This is a genomic window from Pseudoalteromonas sp. SG45-1 (assembly GCF_014164135.1).
Taxonomy (GTDB): domain Bacteria; phylum Pseudomonadota; class Gammaproteobacteria; order Enterobacterales; family Alteromonadaceae; genus Pseudoalteromonas; species Pseudoalteromonas distincta.
In genome coordinates this window covers 216,075-235,706 of the sequence record NZ_JACJEP010000001.1, presented here as the reverse complement: position 1 = coordinate 235,706, position 19,632 = coordinate 216,075, and the positions used below count along the sequence as shown (strand labels likewise).

Annotated in this window: 17 protein-coding genes; 10 read left to right on the top strand and 7 right to left on the bottom strand. The window is 38.8% G+C overall.

What is annotated here, in order from left to right; all coding sequences use genetic code 11:
- The first annotated feature begins 54 nt into the window (after window positions 1-54).
- Window positions 55-519 carry a methylglyoxal synthase gene (locus H5117_RS01025; protein ID WP_002958191.1) on the top strand — a complete coding sequence of 155 codons (465 nt, stop codon included), beginning with the start codon at window positions 55-57 and terminating at the stop codon, window positions 517-519.
- A 19-nt stretch (window positions 520-538) separates the two neighbouring features.
- Here H5117_RS01025 and yegD read toward each other — a convergent pair whose 3' ends face one another.
- The 6 genes from yegD to H5117_RS00995 all read right to left on the bottom strand — a co-directional run bounded on the left by yegD (window position 539) and on the right by H5117_RS00995 (window position 7,524).
- A complete protein-coding gene (gene yegD / locus H5117_RS01020) occupies window positions 539-1,903 on the bottom strand; it encodes a molecular chaperone (RefSeq protein WP_024595669.1) in 1,365 nt (454 codons plus the stop codon).
- 62 nt (window positions 1,904-1,965) lie between these two features.
- The gene (locus tag H5117_RS01015; RefSeq protein ID WP_182735975.1) at window positions 1,966-2,808 is read right to left on the bottom strand and encodes a DNA ligase; all 843 of its coding nucleotides are present in this window, start codon (window positions 2,806-2,808) and stop codon (window positions 1,966-1,968) included.
- Window positions 2,809-2,841: 33 nt separating this feature from the next.
- Window positions 2,842-3,498, bottom strand: coding sequence for an HAD family phosphatase (locus H5117_RS01010; protein WP_024595667.1), 657 nt, complete (start codon window positions 3,496-3,498; stop codon window positions 2,842-2,844).
- A gap of 75 nt (window positions 3,499-3,573) precedes the next feature.
- Window positions 3,574-3,873 (bottom strand): hypothetical protein, encoded by a 300-nt coding sequence (locus H5117_RS01005; RefSeq protein ID WP_002958185.1) that lies wholly within the window; start codon window positions 3,871-3,873, stop codon window positions 3,574-3,576.
- A gap of 105 nt (window positions 3,874-3,978) precedes the next feature.
- Window positions 3,979-6,249 carry a TonB-dependent receptor gene (locus tag H5117_RS01000; protein WP_182735974.1) on the bottom strand — a complete coding sequence of 757 codons (2,271 nt, stop codon included), beginning with the start codon at window positions 6,247-6,249 and terminating at the stop codon, window positions 3,979-3,981.
- Between the two features lie 414 nt (window positions 6,250-6,663).
- Entirely contained in the window at window positions 6,664-7,524 is an 861-nt protein-coding gene (locus tag H5117_RS00995; RefSeq protein WP_002958183.1) for a mechanosensitive ion channel family protein, read from the bottom strand.
- A gap of 196 nt (window positions 7,525-7,720) precedes the next feature.
- On the opposite strand from H5117_RS00995, the gene H5117_RS00990 reads away from it, so the two are divergent.
- From H5117_RS00990 to H5117_RS00970, 5 genes are all read left to right on the top strand, one after another.
- On the top strand, window positions 7,721-7,927 hold the full coding sequence (locus H5117_RS00990) for a hypothetical protein (protein WP_002958182.1): 207 nt from the start codon (window positions 7,721-7,723) through the stop codon (window positions 7,925-7,927).
- Window positions 7,928-8,140: 213 nt separating this feature from the next.
- The gene (locus tag H5117_RS00985; protein WP_024598247.1) at window positions 8,141-10,276 is read left to right on the top strand and encodes a M3 family metallopeptidase; all 2,136 of its coding nucleotides are present in this window, start codon (window positions 8,141-8,143) and stop codon (window positions 10,274-10,276) included.
- Between the two features lie 115 nt (window positions 10,277-10,391).
- Complete coding sequence (locus H5117_RS00980) at window positions 10,392-11,243, top strand: carboxylate/amino acid/amine transporter (RefSeq protein ID WP_182733495.1); 852 nt, start codon at window positions 10,392-10,394, stop codon at window positions 11,241-11,243.
- A 70-nt stretch (window positions 11,244-11,313) separates the two neighbouring features.
- Window positions 11,314-12,639 carry a glycerophosphodiester phosphodiesterase family protein gene (locus H5117_RS00975; RefSeq protein WP_182735973.1) on the top strand — a complete coding sequence of 442 codons (1,326 nt, stop codon included), beginning with the start codon at window positions 11,314-11,316 and terminating at the stop codon, window positions 12,637-12,639.
- Between the two features lie 245 nt (window positions 12,640-12,884).
- A complete protein-coding gene (locus H5117_RS00970; protein WP_024597042.1) occupies window positions 12,885-13,619 on the top strand; it encodes a dienelactone hydrolase family protein in 735 nt (244 codons plus the stop codon).
- Window positions 13,620-13,638: 19 nt separating this feature from the next.
- Here the strand turns inward: H5117_RS00970 and H5117_RS00965 are convergent, their stop codons facing one another.
- Complete coding sequence (locus H5117_RS00965) at window positions 13,639-14,562, bottom strand: LysR family transcriptional regulator (RefSeq protein WP_182733496.1); 924 nt, start codon at window positions 14,560-14,562, stop codon at window positions 13,639-13,641.
- A gap of 156 nt (window positions 14,563-14,718) precedes the next feature.
- Here H5117_RS00965 and H5117_RS00960 point away from each other — a divergent pair, with 156 nt between their 5' ends.
- The 4 genes from H5117_RS00960 to H5117_RS00945 all read left to right on the top strand — a co-directional run bounded on the left by H5117_RS00960 (window position 14,719) and on the right by H5117_RS00945 (window position 19,233).
- Window positions 14,719-15,402: a type 1 glutamine amidotransferase domain-containing protein gene (locus H5117_RS00960; RefSeq protein WP_024597040.1), complete on the top strand. Its 684-nt coding sequence runs from the start codon at window positions 14,719-14,721 to the stop codon at window positions 15,400-15,402.
- A gap of 116 nt (window positions 15,403-15,518) precedes the next feature.
- Complete coding sequence (locus H5117_RS00955; protein ID WP_002958175.1) at window positions 15,519-16,100, top strand: rhomboid family intramembrane serine protease; 582 nt, start codon at window positions 15,519-15,521, stop codon at window positions 16,098-16,100.
- 87 nt (window positions 16,101-16,187) lie between these two features.
- The gene (gene yghU / locus H5117_RS00950; RefSeq protein ID WP_024597039.1) at window positions 16,188-17,033 is read left to right on the top strand and encodes a glutathione-dependent disulfide-bond oxidoreductase; all 846 of its coding nucleotides are present in this window, start codon (window positions 16,188-16,190) and stop codon (window positions 17,031-17,033) included.
- A gap of 259 nt (window positions 17,034-17,292) precedes the next feature.
- A complete protein-coding gene (locus H5117_RS00945) occupies window positions 17,293-19,233 on the top strand; it encodes a bifunctional diguanylate cyclase/phosphodiesterase (protein ID WP_024597038.1) in 1,941 nt (646 codons plus the stop codon).
- The last annotated feature ends 399 nt before the right edge of the window (window positions 19,234-19,632 follow it).

Sequence of the window (19,632 nt, the reverse complement as noted above, 5' to 3'; positions counted from 1 at the left end):
TTGGTTAAGAGATTTATTCTTCCGAGTTTAGGTTCATCAATAAAAAGAATTAGCATGGAACAAAAAACACAATCTCTTCCCGCACAAAAAAATATTGCTTTAGTGGCACACGATGGTAAAAAAGCAGCACTAAAATTATGGTGTGAAAAGCACAAAGAAATACTAAGTAAGCACACTTTATATGGCACAGGTACTACGGGGCATTTAATTCAAAAAACTACGGGGCTTGATGTAGTTCAGCTTTTAAGTGGTCCTATGGGCGGCGATCAACAACTTGGCGCTAAAATAGCAGAACATGAGATACATGTTTTAATATTTTTTTGGGACCCATTAGCATCACAGCCTCATGACCCTGATGTTAAAGCGCTGCTGCGTTTAGCAGCTGTTTGGAATATTCCGGTGGCGTGTAATGAAGTGAGTGCAGATATGTTATTAAGCTCACCGCTTATGGACGTAGAGCTTGAACGCACATTGCCAGATTACGAAAAATACCTCGCAACCCGACAAATAGATCTTTAAACCTCAATTGTAATCTAGGTTATTTATAAAGCATGCTGGCCCATTTAGTCAGGCCAGCGGTTACACTACCAAAGTGATCCCCGTTAACCATCTTTATATCGCCTAAGTGCTCACTTAAAGCCGCTTTAATCAATGGTGACTGTGCACTACCGCCTGTTAAGTAAATAATGTCTGGCGTGGTCGCAGCGTCGCTGATTGCTTGTTTTGCTAAAGTAACTATTTGGCTAATACTACTCTCAACGGCAACAGCTAAATCTCTTACAGATACATTTTTATTCAGCCCACTATCTAAAAAACTTAAATCACAATCAAACACACTAGCAGACGAAAGTGCTATTTTAGCCGCTTCACCTTGTTGCACTAACTGATGGCCTTGCTTGTTTTGCTGTAAATGTATTAAACGTTTATAAAGCTCAGGTGCACTTACATCACGTAATTGTGCGTTTAGCTCTCGGGTATGGCTTTCACTATAAAATTGGCTTTGTAAGTTTACATCGTTAATTTTACACGCTTGCCAAAACGCTTGATTAGGCAAAGGCAAACCCGATTTAAACGTACTACCTAAACCCAATAACGGCATTAAACCATGAAAGCTCAAAGCAATATCTAAATCGTTTCCGCCAACACGTTTACCACTGTGAGATAAAAAATCGCTATCGCGCTGGCTATTTCCTCTAAAGCTTGGGCCCATTTGTACAAATGAGCAGTCACTTGTACCACCACCAATATCAATAACGAGTACTTTTTGATCCTGAGTTAAATCACTCTCGTAATCGATACCCGCAGCAAGTGGCTCATATAAAAACTCTACGTCTTTAAAACCAGCACGTTTAGCAGCACGCTCTAAAATACCGACCGCTTGTTGATTTGATTGCTCACCACCCACAGCTTGAAAGTTTACTGGGCGACCAATCACTGTTTGTGTAAGTGTTTTACCTAAAGAGAGCTCAGCACGTTGCTTAATTTTTAAGATCATCGCGGTTGCGATATCTTCAAAAAAGTTAATTTGACCTTGCTTTAAACCTGTTGCACCAAAAAATGATTTAGGAGACTTAACAAAATAGCCTTCTTCAGGAAACTGCACGTACTCGCTAATCGCTTCACGACCAATAAATAGGGTTTCATCTGAAGGTTGTAAATCAAGGTCTGACTTAATACGAGGTAAGGTATTTAATAATGCTTGGCGCTGCGTTAAAAAGTCATGCTCATGGGCTGTGCCATGTAAATGCTTAGCAACAAAATCAACAACCAACGCGCTGTGATGAGTGTAAAGTGTAGACGGTAAGTAATGTTTTCCTTGCTCTAGCGGTACTAATTGAACATTACCCTCGCTCATTACACCCATAGCACAATTAGAACTACCGTAATCAAAACCTACAAACATACTTCACCACACATTACCAAAAAGGCCGCGCAATTTAGCACACTTTGTAAAATTTATAAATGTTATAAACTATCTCTGGCCCGTAAAAAACTGGCAAAACGCGGTAACCCATTTTTTGTTAAGCCATGAAATCGGTACGTTACAGTACTACCAATCTCCGGTGGTATGGAGCGCTGTGCATCATTAAACCCAGTACCAATAGAAAATACCTGCCCCTGCGCTGTTTTTACCCTTAATGCCCCTAACATACCTTGATATTTACCTTTGCCTGGTAAGTGCGCAATTACAACCGCTTCTGCATCTAAATAAGGTTTTAATTTTAGTAATGCATTACTTCTTCCATTGCTGTGCTTCGCGCTGGCCAAATGAAGCATTACGCCCTCGCCGCCCTGCTTAGTTATGTTCTCAAAATACTCTGTAAGTTGCTCATTATTTGTAAAGCTATATTGAACTACAGCACTAATGTGCGGCGAGTTTAGGCTAGTAATAAGCTCATTATAGTTTTTATAGCGAGTGCTAAAAGGCAGATTTTTATCTGGCATATCAAATACTTTATAAGTAATAGTTTGCCAATCATGATTATTAGGTTTTTTAGTTCTGACTATGCCACTAAGCGCAGAAAAGTGCTCACGTTTAGTCCACAGCTCACCATCAAGCCATACATTTGGCAATGGCACTGTAAACCAACTTGGCGCATTGATAATATTACCCTTACGAGTGACAAACTGCGTGCCGGTCCAGATAGCTCTTACGCCATCATATTTTTCACTGACTAAATATTTACTTACATCATAATGCTTCGTTTCGTCATATACTTTAGCCAGTAAAACAGACGGTTGTGCTGCACTTATGCATTGCGTAAAAAGTACAATAACAATTAAAAGCAGGTGTTTAATAGTAAACATTGGCGCATCCAAGCACGTAAAAGTTGGCTTAAACTATAGTTGAGATTGCGCCCATTGCCAAAACTCATCTAAGTTGCTCATTTGATAGGTAGCTTGGCTAAAGTCGTGATCTTTAGTATGGCTATTGGCAATGGCTACAACACGTAACAAAGCATTATTAGCAGCTGTTACCCCTGTGTAAGTATCCTCAACAGCAATTGCATTGCCAGGTTGTATATTTATCTGCTCAAGTGCCAGTAAATACGGATCCCCTGCAGGTTTAGGATTAGTTACATCATCTTTTGTAACCACCGTATCAAACAGCTCATAAAACCCTAAGCCTTTCAGTATTGGCATAGCTTCACTTTTAGCACTGCCTGTTACTAGCGCCATTTTTAAGCCACTCGCTTTTACAGCTTTCAATGTTTGCTCTGTAAATGGCATCAGTGGAGGTAAATGTGTTACTACATATTCACCAAATAAACGGTATTTTTCATCTGCTAAAAACTGTGCACTTACCGATAAGTTATGCTCTTGCTTAATTTCAATTGCGGCTTCTAAAGTTGGCCGTCCCGAAAAGCGCTGACAAAAATCATTTTCTAAATAACTAACACCGTAGGGTTTAAGTAATTTACTCCAGCATACAAAGTGCATGCTTTCTGAATCAACTAATGTGCCATCCATATCAAATAATATTGCTTTTAAAGTCATCCTCATTCCTTATTTAACTTGAGCTAAATTTTGACAATAAAAAAGGCGCCTTAAGCACCTTTTATATAAATACAGTTATTGCGTTAAGCCTGCTGGCGGCTCACCCGTTGCTTCCTCACCCGTTTCAACATCAACAAGCTCGTAGCCACGCGTTTTACGTACAACTTTAAGTACTGGTTTATCAAATGCAGTTTTTAAACGCTCAGAGTCATCTTTCAACTCATCTAAGGTTGTTCCAAAAGGGGCTGCGCCAGTTTCTGACCAGTTAGTTACTTTACCATTTAGGTTATATTCTACTTCATGTATTTGATATTGCGCTGCTTCGTCTTTCGTTGCTTCACAAAAAATTACACGGTAATTCCAAAATCCAGCCATCTTTTTATCTCTTTAAATTAATTAACGCTACTTTACCAGCTTTATAAAAACATAAAAGCCTGCACAAGGCAGGCTTTTAAAAATTAATATAATTTAAGGTTATCTCTAGAAGAAGTTAACTTTAAATTCAGCACCAACATAACGCTCTTCGTTAACAATACCTGTATTGTTATTGAAATCTACAGCACCAATAACTTGTTGCTCGTCAAATAAGTTACGAACAAACGCAGCAACTTCGTATTCGTAATCGCCTTCAGACCATGTGTAACCTGTACGAAGACCTGTTTCAATAAGCTCTTTACCTTCAAACTCTACTGATTCGTAAAGGAACATATTGATTTTACTACGATAAGAAATATCACCGCTTGCGAAGAAGTTACCATCGGCAAGTTCTTTAGTGTAGCGAAGCGTAAAGTTAGAGATCCACTCAGGAGCATGCGGTAAGCTATTACCATCAAGTACAGCAAAGACTGAATTATTAATTGGATCAGTCACGTTTAATGTGTCACGGTCAGGTACTGGTATTGATATACTGTCATCTTTTATTTCGGTTTTATTGTAGCTTAAGTTAAATGTTGCATTAAACTCATCACTTAGTACCCACTGTGTGTCTAGCTCGAAGCCGTAGCCCGTTGTTTTGTCTGCATTGATTAAGCTACTAGAATTAGTGTCACCACCTACAGCAGTCAATTGTTGATCGCTCATTGTGTAGTAGAACACAGTTGCATTAACGCGACCTTGTCCGTCTAACACGTCTGATTTAATACCCGTTTCGTACGATGTTACTGTTTCTGATTCAGCTGTTGTTACTTTTTCACTGAACAAAATACGCCCTTGTAAGCTTGGTGCACGGAATGTGTTTGCTACACGTCCGTACCAGTTAACTTCATCGTTTACTTTGTAGTTTGCAGAGAAATCCCAACTTACATGGCTATCGCTTACGTTTTCAGGAATAGTTTTTGGACCAGCGCCAATTGGGCTAAGTGTACGATCAGCTACAAAATCTTTGTCATCATCTGAATAACGAAGTCCCGCTGTTACTTTTAAATCATCAGATACGACATAATCTACAGAGCCAAATACTGCCCATGCTGTTGTATCTTGTTGCTGCTCAACATAACCATTTAAAACACCATTATTTGAAGTGTCATAACTAAAGTTTTCAATCGTTAGTTCTTCATCAAAGTAAAATACACCTACTTGATAATTTAAGTCACCATCAAAGTTACTAGATAAACGTAGTTCTTGCGTCAACTGGTTGTGATCTGGAATGCCATCAGCACTTTCTGAAGAGAAAGGAATAAAACCAGGTCCCATAGCAACTGGAACGTCATCTATTGAGAAGCCGCCGTAACCGCCGTCAATATCAGCGCGCGAATATATTTCAGCACTTTCCCATGCAGAAATAGAAGTGATTGTGTGGTTTTTAAGTTCCCACTCAAGCTTTAAGCTTGCACCTTCCGATTCTACTTGTTGAGTAGAGCGAGATGCCGCATCTTGATAAACAACATCATTTTCGTAGTTATCTACTAGCTCATTAGTACCCGCTTTAATTACATTTGCACGAAATGCAATTGGTGAGCCATCTAAGTCACGTGTGTGATAGTTTAATAAAGCAGTAAAATCATCGCCTTCATATAAAAACTGAACGCGTGCCGCTTTTTCAGTGTAACCACCTTGCTCATCTTTAGCTTCAAAGCCTGGAGCTTGGTTATCAATGTAATCGTCTTTGTCTTGCCATAATAATGAAACACGAGCAGATAAACGGTCAGTTAAAGCACCACCTACAGCACCACTTGTATCTACAGCACCACGGCTACCGTATGAAACAGAGCCATAACCATCAAATTCTTGGCTTGGTTTAACAGTATCAAACTTAACAAGGCCAGCTGGCGTGTTACGGCCAAATAGCGTTCCTTGAGGACCACGTAATACTTCTACGCGTTCAACATCAAATACTGGGAAACCTTTTAAAATTGCATTTTCTTGAACTACTTCATCAACAACAAGTGATACTGGTTGTGATGCATTCAAATCGAAATCGGTATTACCTAAACCACGAACGTAAAAGCGTGGGAATGAACGACCAAATGAAGACTCAATAGATAAACTTGGAATTTTCGCATTTAAAAAGCGAATATCCATACCTGCAGAGCTATATGCATCAAGGTTATCACCTTGTAATGCAGATACAGCTACAGGTACTTCTTGTGCATTTTCTACGCGTTTACGGGCGGTAACTTGAATAACTTCTAGTTGATTGCTTTTTTTAGCCGTTTCTTCTTCAGCGGCGAATGCTGAAATAGATGTGCCAGCAGCAGATAGTAGTGCAGCGTTAATAATTGTCGCTATTGCAGATTTCTTTAATGATTTCATGTCGGGTATTAACCTTTAGTATGCACTCTTGTTCAACGGTTTTTTGTGTTGCGCAATGTATTCATTGCGGGCTCGTACAATTTTTCGCGACTTGCTATATGGCGCGCGGACCTCATCACCGAGAGTACAAAACGGAGTAACAAGGCTGAACGAACGATTAAGATTATACCATTGTGTAATAATTTTACTGCATAAATATGAACATAAATGGAAACTTTTTTGCAACATTTAACTACAAGATTACGTGTTTTTATCAATATTTAGATGCAAAAACCTAATAATGAGGACATATGTCCTTTATTGAAGATCGCGAAGTAAAGTAGGAAAAATGGATTGCTTTACATATTAACCCAAAATAGAAACGTTGTGGTTACTCATAAAAAAGTCACCCGCAAGCGACTTTTTTTATTAGAACTACGACCTTTTAAAAGCAATTTCACCATCTATATGAATATCGCGCTGTGGAAACGCAATCACGACATCATGCTCTTCAAATACAGCATAAATACTAAAACGAATATCACTGCGCACTTTTCTAAGCATGGTTTCAGACTCGGCGCATACCCAAAAAATAGCATTAAATACAAGCGAGCTATCTGCAAAGTCATCAAATAACACTGATGACTTTGGATTAACCAATATTGCGTCATGATCATCAAGCACTTGCTGGATAAGCTTTTTAACCAGTATAACGTCTGAACCATACGCAACGCCGACACTGACCGATGAGCGTGCATTGCCATCTATCAGCGTCCAGTTTGTTACTGTATTTTCGAGCAATTGAGAATTAGGTATAAGCATATGTACGCCGTCATTTCGGCGAATACGTGTAGAACGCGTATTAATAGTTTCAACTACGCCCTTTGCGTTACCTACCTCTAAAAAGTCACCAATGCGAATTGGACGTTCCCACATCAATATCCAACCGCTGATAAAGTTATTAATAATGTTTTGTGCACCAAAACCTACACCAATAGCAATCGCACCGGATACAAAAGCAAATGCCGTAAGCGGGATGCTGAGCACTTCAAGCGATGTAAAAATTAAAATTGCGATACTTAAAATAAAGTAAATACGAGTAAACAAATGCACTGCATCTTGGCTTATTTTTTTAGCGAGTAATGTTTTTTTAATAAGCTTGCCAATACGTGTGACTACAAACCACATAGCAAACAATATAAGTGGCACTTGAATTACTTTTGCTACCGTAATATTCACATCGTTATAAGTGAATATTACAAAGGCTAAGTATTGATTAATTTGTTCGAGGGTCATAAGTGTTCCCAATATCTTTTTTGATTGTTATTTGTTCACTAAAAATAAGTGTGGTTCAGTTTTCGCTAAGCTTAGCACGTCATAATATAACTAAAACGCCAAGTTAATAAGTTCAATATGAATTTTATAAACAATTTATTAACTCTTTATTGCACCGAGTGCTATATAAATAGTGTACAAGCACTGGAGATCACATATGACACAACTTACTCTAAATCAAAGACTCGCTACTTTGCAGCCGCAGGTAGATTTAAAATTGTTTGAAAGCAGCCTAGATTACCGAAATAAAGTTTTGTGCTTGCTGGCCGAACAAGAGCAAACTCTAGCAACTATTAATAAAGAGTTTGGGCAGCAATCTAATAGCTTTGGCTCAGAGAAAAAATTTGTTTTAGGTTATAACTAACCCCCTCTCAAGCACACAATCGTATAATTAAGTAGCTTTAACGTTTGATTTTAGAGCTACTTTTACCCACCTTAATACTAATTATTAGCTAATTTGCGTTCAAATCCCCCTTAATACCGATAAACTTTATTGTATAAACCCACAAATTTGATAAGTTAACTAGGTTTTTCGACTCGCAAAGCCTATTTCGGCTAATCTTTTTATGGAGTTATTATGCGTAAAACCCTGATCGCCACTACTATTGCTAGTGCCCTAATCCTATCGGCTTGTTCTTCTAACGAACCTCAAGACATGGCAAAAGAGAGCGCAGCACAAGTGCAAGACATGAACGCAAACAATGTTTTATTCAAACCAAGCCCATTACAATACATGGCACCTGAGTTTGATAAGTTTGGTACAAAAGACTACGAAGCCGGCTTTGATGCTGGTATTGCTCAGCATACTGCGCAAATACAAGCTATTGCTAACAACCCAGCTCCTGCAACTTTTAAAAATACATTAGTTGAAATGGAAATGTCTGGCGAGCTACTAAACCGTGTATCAGCTGCTTTTTATAACCTTTCAGGTTTGATTTCTGATGACGAATACCAACGTATAAGTAAAAAAATGGCGCCGGTATTATCTGCTCACTCTGACGACATTTACTTAAATGGTGCATTATTCAAGCGCGTACAAACTATTTACGACAACAAAGACTCGCTTAATGCTGAAGATCAACGCCTTGTGGATTTTTACTATAAGCAATTTGTAAAAGCAGGCGCTAAATTAAATGACGCTGAAAAAGCAAAAATGCGTGAAATCAACTCACAACTTGCAGAGCTTTCTACTGCGTTTTCTCAAAACATTTTAAAATCGTTTAAAGAAGATGTCATTGTAGTTACCGATAAATCTAAACTTGCTGGCCTTTCTGAAGGTGAAATTGCAGGTCTTGCGGCCGCTGCTAAAAAAGCAGGTAAAGACGGCTACATGATCACGCTGGTAAATACGACCCAACAGCCAATTTTATCAAGCCTTGAAAACCGCGACCTTCGTGAGCAAATATTTAAAGCCTCTGCTAACCGTGCAGCAAAAACTAACGGCCCAATTATTATTGAAGAAACAAACCTCCGCGCTCAAAAAGCAGAGCTACTAGGGTTTAAAGATTGGGCATCGTATGTAATGACTTCGCGTATGGCACAAACAACTGACAACGTGTACGGCATTTTAGATGACCTAGCACCAAAAGCAGTTGAAAAAGCTAAAATTGAAGCAGCTGCTATTCAAAAAGTAATTAACGATTCAGGTGAAAGCTTTGAGCTTAAACCATGGGATTGGGCTTTTTACGCAGAAAAAGTACGTGCTGAAAAGTACGACTTAGATCCTGCCCTTGTTAAGCCTTACTTTGAAATGGATTCTGTAATTCACGATGGTTTATTCTTTGCAATGAACAAGCTATACGGTATTACATTTAAAGAGCGTAAAGATTTACCGGTTTATCATGAAGATGTTACAGCCTACGAAGTATTCAACGCTGACGGCAGCGCCATCGGTTTATTTTACCTAGACCCATACGCACGTGAAGGTAAGCGTGGCGGTGCATGGATGAGCGCTTACGTAAGTCAAAGCGGCTTAAAAGGCACTAAACCTGTAATTTACAATGCCCAAAATATTCCAAAACCTGCTGCAGGCGAGCCAACGTTAATGACGTTTGACGAAGTGTCAACTATGTTCCATGAGTTTGGTCATGCGGCGCACGGTTTATTCTCTGACGTTAAATACCCAAGCTTAGCAGGTACTGCTACAGCGCGTGACTTTGTTGAGTTTCCGTCGCAAGCGAATGAAGATTGGATGATTGAACCTACGGTACTTGCTAACTACGCCAAACACTACAAAACAGGTGAGCCAATTCCACAAGCTTTACTTGATAAAGTACTTGCATCGCAAAAATTCAACCAAGGTTTTGGTACCACTGAATATTTAGCAGCTGCTTTACTTGATATGGAATGGCACTCGTTTGGCTCAGATAAAAAAATTACTGATGTTCAAAAGTTTGAAAGCGATGCGCTAAAAGCACACGGTATTGATTACTACCCTGTACCACCGCGCTATAAATCAAACTACTTTAGCCATACATTTGCCGGTGGTTATTCTGCGGGTTACTACGCATACCTTTGGACTGAAGTATTTGCAGCCGATGCCTTTGCACACATGGAAAACAACGGCGGCTTAACACGTAAAAATGGTGATAAGTTCCGTAAAGAAATCCTATCTAAAGGTAACAGCCGCGACTTAATGCAAAGCTACATTGAGTTTAGAGGTCAAAAACCAACTACCGACGCATTACTTAAGCGCCGTGGTTTAGTTGAGTAAATAACTTAATTTATTAAGCTCACTTTTATAAAAGCCCGCTTGCGGGCTTTTTATTGTTTATACCCTCACATATAACAGATAAACTTAGCTCAATATTTATTAAAAGATGATGGTTATGCAGTACTTATTTGCAGTCACTTTGCTTTGGGCGTTTTCGTTTAGTTTAATTGGTGTGTATTTAGCAGGCCAAGTTGACGCTTGGTTTAGCGTATTAATACGCATAGCACTGGCAACACTGATTTTTTTACCTTTTTTAAAGCTCAAACAAACGCCTAAACCTTTAGCCTTAAAGCTTATGCTGATTGGCGCTATACAACTTGGTGTTATGTATAGCTTTTACTACCACTCATTTTTATTTTTAACCGTTCCCGAAGTGCTGCTATTTACTGTAATGACTCCTTTGTACATTACCCTGCTAAATGATGTATTGAACAGACGCTTTAACCCACGCTTTTTTATAGTCGCACTAATTGCTGTAATCGGTGCAATTACTATTCGTTACGAAAACCTAAATAGCGATTTCATAATCGGCTTATTAATCGTTCAAGGGGCGAATATAAGTTTTGCTGTAGGCCAAGTTACCTACAAACGCTTAATGAATAACAATCAGCTTGATGACAAAGCCGTATTTGGATGGTTTTTTATAGGCGCACTTATTATTGCCACAATTTGCTATGCATTATTTGGTAACTCAAACAAATTACCAACCACTATCACACAGTGGGGCATACTAATTTATTTAGGGTTGGTTGCATCAGGACTTGGTTACTTTATGTGGAATAAAGGCGCAACCCTTGTCAACGTAGGTGCTTTGGCAGTTATGAATAATTTGCTTATCCCAGCTGGGATTATAATTAACGTGCTGATCTGGAACCGAGATGCCGATATAGTCAGGTTAAGTATTGGGGCTGCTATAATGTTAGGTGCATTATTGGTCAATCAAATGCTTAATAAAAAAGTAAATTAATAAGCTTGTAGCAAAATTGTCATTAAAAATCATTAAGGTAGTACAAATTTTACTTTTTTAAGGATAAACAATGAAACGTATTACCTTACTTACAAGCTGTATATTGTTAGCCACACTTGCAGGCTGCGACGACGATGTAGAAATAGTAGAAAAAGAAGTGGTTGTTACCAACACCGAAGTGGAAATTGTTGAAGTACCTACGCCCATTGTTGTAGAGGTTGCTGAAGGAGTAAATATTCAGCTAGGGACTCGCCCTGACTATTTAATTAACGATATGGCTCAAAGCACACTAAAAACAAAATTAGAGTCATGCAGCGAAGGTCCTTTTTACCGCACCGATTTTTCTATTGGTCATCGCGGTGCATCAATGCAATACCCCGAACACACTAAAGAAGCCTACATTGCGGCAGCGAGAATGGGCGCTGGTATTGTTGAATGCGATGTTACATTTACAAACGACAAAGAGCTTGTTTGTCGCCACTCTCAATGCGATTTGCATACCACAACTAATATTCTAGCCATTCCTGAACTTGCAGCTAAATGCAGTGTGCCATTTACACCAGCCGACCCTGCTAATGGTATTGCCGCTTCTGCAAAATGTTGTACCAGCGATATAAGCTTAGCGGAGTTTTTAACCCTTGAAGGTAAAATGGATGGTGCAAACACTAATGCAACGACCGTAGCCGATTACATGGATGGCACACCAAGTTGGCGCACTGATTTATATGCCACCAACGGCACATTGATGACCCATAAACAAAGCATTGCACTGTTTAATGAGCTAGGTGTAAAAATGACACCAGAGCTAAAATCGCCACAAGTAAGTATGCCATTTGATGGAATGACACAAGAACAATATGCGCAAAAAATGCTAGACGAGTACACGCAAATGGGTGTGCCAGCCTCAAAAGTTTATCCGCAATCATTTAACCTTGAAGACGTAAAATACTGGATTAACAATAACCCTGACTTTGCAGATAAAAGCGTATACCTAGATGGACGTGACAGTGAAGCCGGATTTGATCCAAGTAACCCACAAACATGGCAACCGAGTATGGATGAGTTAGTGGCTAATGGGGTGAAGATTTTAGCTCCTCCAATTTGGATGATGCTAACAATAGATAACGAAAGTAATATTGTGCCATCGCAATACGCTATTGACGCAAAAGCAGCTGGTTTAAAGCTTATTGCATGGAGCCTTGAGCGCTCGGGCCCGCTTAATGAAGGTGGAGGTTATTACTATCAATCAATTGCTGATGTTATAGATAACGATGGCGACATGATGACAGTAGTCGACGTACTCGCAAAGGACGTGGGGGTAATGGGTATTTTTTCAGATTGGCCGGCTACGGTAAGTTACTACGCCAGTTGTAATAAAATGCCTGCAAGTATTTAATACCAATCTGCTTATATATGGGGTCTATTTAACGTTAAGAAAATTACGCTAGAACTAGGCAAAAATTTTTTTATCTAGTTGTTCTAAATAAAAAATTTTTAACGACGTTGTAGTGAAATTTAATTCGTTAAATTGATCAAAGATTTATGCAGGTTGGTATAAATACTCAACGACAAAAGTCGTATATTTTATCGCGCTCAGTTACCATATCAGCATATATAATTTTATTTTACTGAGCGCTTTTTATGATAATCCAACAACATAATGCTGACTTGCCAACACCGACAGGTTTAATGCGAACAACTGTATATCGCCCTCAAGCGCAAGGACAGTTCCCTGCTATCATTTTTTATTCTGAAATATTTCAGCAAACTGCCCCCATCGCACGCAGCGCAGCTATTTTAGCAAGCCATGGCTTTGTAGTGTTAGTGCCTGAAGTGTTTCATGAGTTAAACCCTATAGGCACTGTGCTTGCTTATGATGATACAGGTAAAGACAAAGGCAATGCCGACAAGTGGGCAAAGCCACTTGAGCACCACGACAGTGACACACAAACTATGATCGACTTCATTAGATTACAAAGCTATTGCACAGGCTCCGTCGGCGCAATGGGCGTATGTATTGGCGGTCACTTAGCTTACAGAGCGGCACTAAATCCTGAAATTAATGCGGCTTTTTGTTTATACGCAACTGATATTCACAGCAATACATTACCTGCGCAACCTGGAAATAACTCATTCGAGCGTATGGCTGATATACAAGGCGAAATTCACTTTATATGGGGCAAACAAGACCCGCATGTGCCAAAAGAAGGCCGCGCTAAAATATACCAGCAATGCGTAAGCACAGGCATCAATTACCAGTGGCAGGAAGTTAACGCACAGCATGCCTTTATGCGTGATGAAGGTGAGCGATACGATGCAGCCCTTGCGATAAATATGTATCAACAAGCGGTGGCATTATTTAGCCGAACTTTATAAATGCTGTAAAAACTACTCATTAAGTACTTTTCAGCATACCTAAAGCGGTATGCTGTTTTACAAAGTATGCTTTTAAGTAATCAATAAACAATCGTAGCTTTTTAGAGCCCGCAGCCCCTGGCGGAAATACCCCGTAAAGCTCAATATCTTTGCTTTTATAATCATCTAATATTATTTCAAGCAGTCCAGCTTGCACTTTTGGCCACGCATCGTAAAGCGGAATACGCCCAATGCCATGCCCTGCTTCAACAAAAGCAGTACGAGCAGCGGCATTATTGGTGCTTAAGGCGCCTTGCATTGTAATATCGTGTTTTTTGCCATCTTTTTGAAGTGTTAATGTTTTACTGCCCAATTGATAAACGACCCATTGTTGCTCTGCTAGCTCTAAAGGCGTTTTAGGTTTACCAAAATGTGCAAAGTATTCCGGCGCGCCACAAATACAAGTGCTCATTGTAGTCAGCTTGGTTGCCTGCAAGTTGGAGTCACTCAGTGCCACGCCCCTAATTGCAAAATCAAACCCATTTTTAATAATATCAACCACATCGTCAGTAAGCTGTAAGTCTATTTGAATTTTAGGATATTGGCGCTTAAACGTATTTATTGCAGGCACAATTAACTGCATTCCCACATTTACTGGGCAACTAATTTTAAGTAAACCTTGTGGCTCGCTCTTTATATTTTCTATTTGCTGATTAGCCGCATTAGCTTGTTCGGTAATTATTCTACAACGCTCATAATAAGCAATGCCCGCTTCAGTGAGCGCCATGGTACGGGTTGAGCGATTTAGTAAAGTAACTTCAAGCTGCGTTTCTAATTTTTTTAAATGATAACTTGCAACTGCTCGCGTAAGCCCTAGCTGTTTGGCAGCAGCGGTTAAGCTGCCCTGCTCTACAATTTGTGCAAATACAACCATGCTCTTTAACTGCTCAAACGACACTTTCATAAATGCTCCGTAGTGTGTTTTAAATTCAACCTTTTTATTGTATCAATTATTAAACCAATAAAGTTAAATTTATCATCGTTGTTTAAAGCAGTGTTAGTGCATATAGTAATTGGTAAGCAAGATAAACTAATTCAATCATCAGAAGGAATATATTCAATGTCTAAAAAAGTACTTATGGTTCTTACATCTCACGCAGAACTTGGTAACACTGGCGAAAAAACAGGTTTTTGGGTAGAAGAATTTGCAGCCCCTTATTACGCCTTCGTTGATGCAGGCGTTGAAGTAACATTAGCGTCTCCAGCTGGCGGCCAACCACCCATTGATCCAACAAGTACACTTGCCGATTTTCAAACAGATGCAACTAAACGTTACGACGCCGATAGCGCAGCACAAACACTTATGGCAAACACTAAAGTGTTGAGTGAAGTAAAATCTAGCGATTTTGACGCTGTATTTTACCCAGGCGGTCACGGTCCATTATGGGACTTAGTTGATAACACAGATTCAATCTCTCTTATCGAAAGCTTTGTAAAAGAGCAAAAACCTGTTGCTGCGGTATGTCATGCAAGTGCTGCATTTTTAAATGTTAAAGATGCCGATGGCAATGCACTAGTAGCGGGTAAAAAAGTAACTGGTTTTACTAACTCTGAAGAAGCTGCAGTGCAACTTACCGATATCGTGCCATTTTTAGTTGAAGACGAGCTAATTAAAAAAGGTGGCGATTATCAAAAAACTGACGACTGGGGTGTATTAGCACTAGAAGACGGTTTAGTAATTACCGGCCAAAACCCAGCAAGCTCTGAACTAGCTGCAAAAAAACTATTAACTAAATTAGGTTAATAGTGAGTAATAATTAAAATTAAGCACAGCATTTAATGCTGTGCTTTTTTAATTGCTTTTCATTAGCAAATACAATTCCTATACTGGCAACTCTTAAAGTCAATTAGGGCGATTATATGGCAACCAAGCCAACCACACTGTCATTACTAACAAGTACCCGTTTCGCAATATTTAGTATTGTTGTTATTTGCTTCGTACTACAGGTGATCAATAGTCTACCTGGCATAAATCTTAATGGTTTAGGCATATATCCACGCAGTATCCAAGGATTAATTGGCATACTATGCGCACCTTTTTTACATGGTAGCTGGTGGCACTTTGCCAGTAATATGATCCCATTTGTAGTATTAAGTTGGCTAATTTGCCAGTACAGCGTAAAACGTTTTTATAACGTATTTATTTTTACCGCTCTAATCGGTGGACTTTTAGTTTGGGCATTTGGGCGCAGTAACATACATGTTGGTTTAAGCGGTGTTATATATGGTTTATGGGGCTTTATTCTATGCTACGGCTTAGTAAGACGCTCATTAAAATCAATTATAATTGCAGTTGTAGTGGCTATACTTTATAGCGGTTTTATATGGGGTGTTTTACCTCAGCGCTATCATGTATCGTTTGAAAGCCATTTATTTGGAGCGCTAAGCGGGTTGTTTTTAGGTTATAGATTAGCAAAAGCCGATAAATTAAAAGGTCGGTAAATTAAATATTTAGGGCCTTTAATTAATTTTTTATGGCCACATTTATGAGTAAGTATTAAACATTTCCATTTAACATTGAGGTTATTTATGAGTGATCAAAACGAATACACGCCACCAAAAGTATGGACGTGGGAAAGTGAAAGTGGCGGTAAATTTGCCAGCATTAACCGCCCAATTGCAGGCGCGACTCATGACAAAACTCTACCTATTGGCGAGCACGCATTTCAGCTTTATTCTCTTGCTACGCCAAATGGCCAAAAAGCTACAATCATGTTTGAAGAGCTTTTACAGCTTGGTTGCACCGATGCAGACTATGACGCATATTTAATAAACATAGGTGATGGCGATCAGTTTGGATCTGACTTTGTTGATATTAATCCAAACTCAAAAATCCCAGCGCTAATGGATCATTCAACTACCCCACCTACTCGCGTTTTTGAATCGGGTTCTATTTTACAATATTTGGCTGAAAAATTTGATGTACTCATCCCTAAGGATTTAAAAGCTAAAACGCAGTGTCGTAACTGGCTATTTTGGCAAATGGGATCAGCGCCATACTTAGGTGGTGGGTTTGGTCACTTTTATAGTTACGCACCAAGTAAAATGCAATACCCTATTGATCGTTTTACCATGGAAACTAAACGCCAACTTGACGTGTTAAATCGTCATTTAAGCGAAAATGAATACATGGCGGGTGATGAATACTCAATTGCCGATATTGCAATTTGGCCTTGGTATGGCTCGCTTGTTTTAGGCGACTTATATGATGCAGCTGAATTTTTAGATGTTGCCTCATACACTCATGTTGTTCGTTGGGCAAAACAAGTTGCTGATCGCCCTGCTGTAAAGCGCGGCCGCCGCGTAAATCGCACATGGGGCCCTGAAGAAGATCAAATGGCAGAGCGCCATAACGATAGTGATTTCGAAGGTTAAATCTACTAAACAGCAAGTAAAGTCGTTAACACTTTAACCTGCTTAATAATTTTAAGGCTCATAATGATTATTTATTATGAGCCTTTTTACTGTGCTAGCTTTTTTTTTTGCTTTCATAAACTATATTTATTCTTATACTCAGGATTAGAGCCTAACTAATCGATGTTTAATACGCTTTTGTTCATCTGAAATATTTGCTGTATTTCTTGAACGTTTCTCCATCGCTAGTTGGAGTGACTTTTGTATAAGGTTTTACTTAGTGCCATATAAAAATCTAAATAGTGAAGAACGCAGAGAAACCGTTAAAATTTTATACTCTAATGCCATCTCTGGCATTGCCATTTCGATTGTAGTCAGTTTTATATTAGTGTTTGCTTTTGATTTAAATAACCAGAAAATATCCTACGAAAAAAGTATCTGGCTAAGCATTATGGTTGTCTTATTAGCAGCTCGCGCTATTGATGTAATGTGGTTTTATAAAACCAAAAAGGATAGCCCGTTATTTAATGCTGACACATACTCAAAAAGATTTTCAACCGGGTGTATTTTAACTGCGCTATCGTGGTGTGGGTATGCACTTTGGTTTCATAGCACCTCATCAGCAATAGAGACGACGACCACGATTGCTATTTTATCTGCCTTCGCAGGAGGCTCTGCAAATCTGCTTTCAGGAAGCCGAGTAACCGCTGTACTCTATAGCATTATTTTATTGGCGCCCTACTCTTTTTTATTAACCTTTTCTAACGAAAACTACAACTCTGTCCTCGGTATTTTAGGCCTAGCATTTACTGCTATTATGGTGGCTTCATCGTACAAATCAGCCACATTTACACACAGCGCAATCAAGCTCAAAAACCAAAACAGAGAGCTGCTTAATGAAATGGAAAACAAGGTAGAGCAACGCACTGAAGAAATTTACCACCTGTCTAATACCGATCCACTTACAAATCTATTAAACCGAACCGCATTTTTAAAAAATGCAAACAGACAACTAGCAGACAACCCTCAAGAACCCTTTGCTTTATTATTCGTAGATTTAGATGGATTTAAACAAATAAATGATTCGTTGGGTCATAAAGTAGGCGATAAAGTATTAAAAGAAATAGCACGAAGAATTAGTAATGTATGCAATCAACAGCTTTTTAAATGCCGATGGGGCGGGGATGAGTTTTTAATTTTAGCAACGTATCAAAAACAAGCTGAGCTTATCGAGTTTGCAGATAAAGTACTTCAAAGCATTGGTGCCGAGCATGAAACATATAAATATCAAAAATGGGTATCTGCAACTATTGGTATTGCCATGTATCCTGAGCACGGGAGTGATTTTAATACTTTAATTCGCTCTGCTGATACTGCAATGTATCACCAAAAACGCATCGCGAAAGGCAATATGAATATTTATAACGATTCACTCAAATTAATACAAGAAAGAGAGTATCTTTTGAGTCAACGCCTAGCCAGTGCCATAGAAGAAAATAGTTTAAGGCTAGTATTTCAACCAATTGTTGATAGCAAAACCTCAAAAGTAACCTCTTTTGAATCATTATTACGCTGGCAACTAGATGGTGAAAATATTTTCCCTGATGAATTTATAGCTATTGCCGAGCAATACGGTTTAATAACCGAGTTAGGTATTTGGGTAATAGAACAGGCATGTATACAAGCAACAAAATTAAGTCACTTACAACCACAAATTGCTATAAGCGTAAACGTATCGGTTATTCAGCTACAAGATCCTGATTTTGTATCTAAGGTATTAAAAATAGTAAATCGCCACCAGGTAGAACCTAAAAACCTACACATAGAAATTACTGAGTCAGTATTTGCCGAGGATAAACTCACATTTTTGACAGCCGTTAAAGCACTACAAAAACAAGGCTTTTGTATTTCAATTGATGATTTTGGTACAGGCTACTCATCACTATCAAGCATGCTTGATATTGGTGTAGATATAGTAAAAATAGACAGAAGCTTTATTCAAAATATGGATAAAAGAGGGTTAAGTATTATTCATGCAATTGTACAAATGGCCTCTACTTTAGATTTTACTGTTGTTGCAGAAGGCGTTGAAACTATTGAGCAAGCAAACACACTCACTAAAATTGGTGTATCTCACCTACAAGGTTATTACTTTTCAAAACCGATGGAAGTAGGTTTTGTAGATGCTTATTTAAATGAGCAAAATAAGCAATGTAGTTAATAGCAAACACCTCTAAAAGCGCTTAGCTGCCATATGAGTTATGCGCTACCTTTCTTATTAGGGCCTGTTTATTTTTTGAGGTTGAATTTGCAGTAGACTGTCTGGTATTTAAGCAAGGCAGAGCCTATGAAGTGTGGTTATTAACCATACATAGTTGATAACGTAGTATTAATGCCAAACATGCGCTGCCCAAAGGTTCTGCCTAGGGAGATAGACTCTTTGTTACTAGGTTACAAACCTCGCGCCGCGATTAAATCGTCCTTAGATTGAACAAATTTCAATCCTTAAAGGTCAACAGCCCCTTCCTAAAACATAATCTTACAATTGCTTACACCCAGTACATAATAATTAGCGTAGGCTAAATATAATCCAACTTACATATGTATATTACGTTTAAAC

Bases quoted from the DNA above. Each gene is read 5' to 3' on its own strand.
- H5117_RS01000 (WP_182735974.1), bottom strand. From the start codon at position 6,249: ATGAAATCATTAAAGAAATCTGCAATAGCGACAATTATTAACGCTGCA.
- H5117_RS00985 (WP_024598247.1), top strand. From the start codon at position 8,141: ATGCGTAAAACCCTGATCGCCACTACTATTGCTAGTGCCCTAATCCTA.
- H5117_RS01005 (WP_002958185.1), bottom strand. From the start codon at position 3,873: ATGGCTGGATTTTGGAATTACCGTGTAATTTTTTGTGAAGCAACGAAA.
- H5117_RS00970 (WP_024597042.1), top strand. From the start codon at position 12,885: ATGATAATCCAACAACATAATGCTGACTTGCCAACACCGACAGGTTTA.
- H5117_RS00990 (WP_002958182.1), top strand. From the start codon at position 7,721: ATGACACAACTTACTCTAAATCAAAGACTCGCTACTTTGCAGCCGCAG.
- H5117_RS00995 (WP_002958183.1), bottom strand. From the start codon at position 7,524: ATGACCCTCGAACAAATTAATCAATACTTAGCCTTTGTAATATTCACT.
- yghU (WP_024597039.1), top strand. From the start codon at position 16,188: ATGAGTGATCAAAACGAATACACGCCACCAAAAGTATGGACGTGGGAA.
- H5117_RS01025 (WP_002958191.1), top strand. From the start codon at position 55: ATGGAACAAAAAACACAATCTCTTCCCGCACAAAAAAATATTGCTTTA.
- H5117_RS00965 (WP_182733496.1), bottom strand. From the start codon at position 14,562: ATGAAAGTGTCGTTTGAGCAGTTAAAGAGCATGGTTGTATTTGCACAA.
- H5117_RS01015 (WP_182735975.1), bottom strand. From the start codon at position 2,808: ATGTTTACTATTAAACACCTGCTTTTAATTGTTATTGTACTTTTTACG.
- H5117_RS00960 (WP_024597040.1), top strand. From the start codon at position 14,719: ATGTCTAAAAAAGTACTTATGGTTCTTACATCTCACGCAGAACTTGGT.
- H5117_RS00980 (WP_182733495.1), top strand. From the start codon at position 10,392: ATGCAGTACTTATTTGCAGTCACTTTGCTTTGGGCGTTTTCGTTTAGT.
- H5117_RS00955 (WP_002958175.1), top strand. From the start codon at position 15,519: ATGGCAACCAAGCCAACCACACTGTCATTACTAACAAGTACCCGTTTC.
- H5117_RS01010 (WP_024595667.1), bottom strand. From the start codon at position 3,498: ATGACTTTAAAAGCAATATTATTTGATATGGATGGCACATTAGTTGAT.
- H5117_RS00975 (WP_182735973.1), top strand. From the start codon at position 11,314: ATGAAACGTATTACCTTACTTACAAGCTGTATATTGTTAGCCACACTT.
- yegD (WP_024595669.1), bottom strand. From the start codon at position 1,903: ATGTTTGTAGGTTTTGATTACGGTAGTTCTAATTGTGCTATGGGTGTA.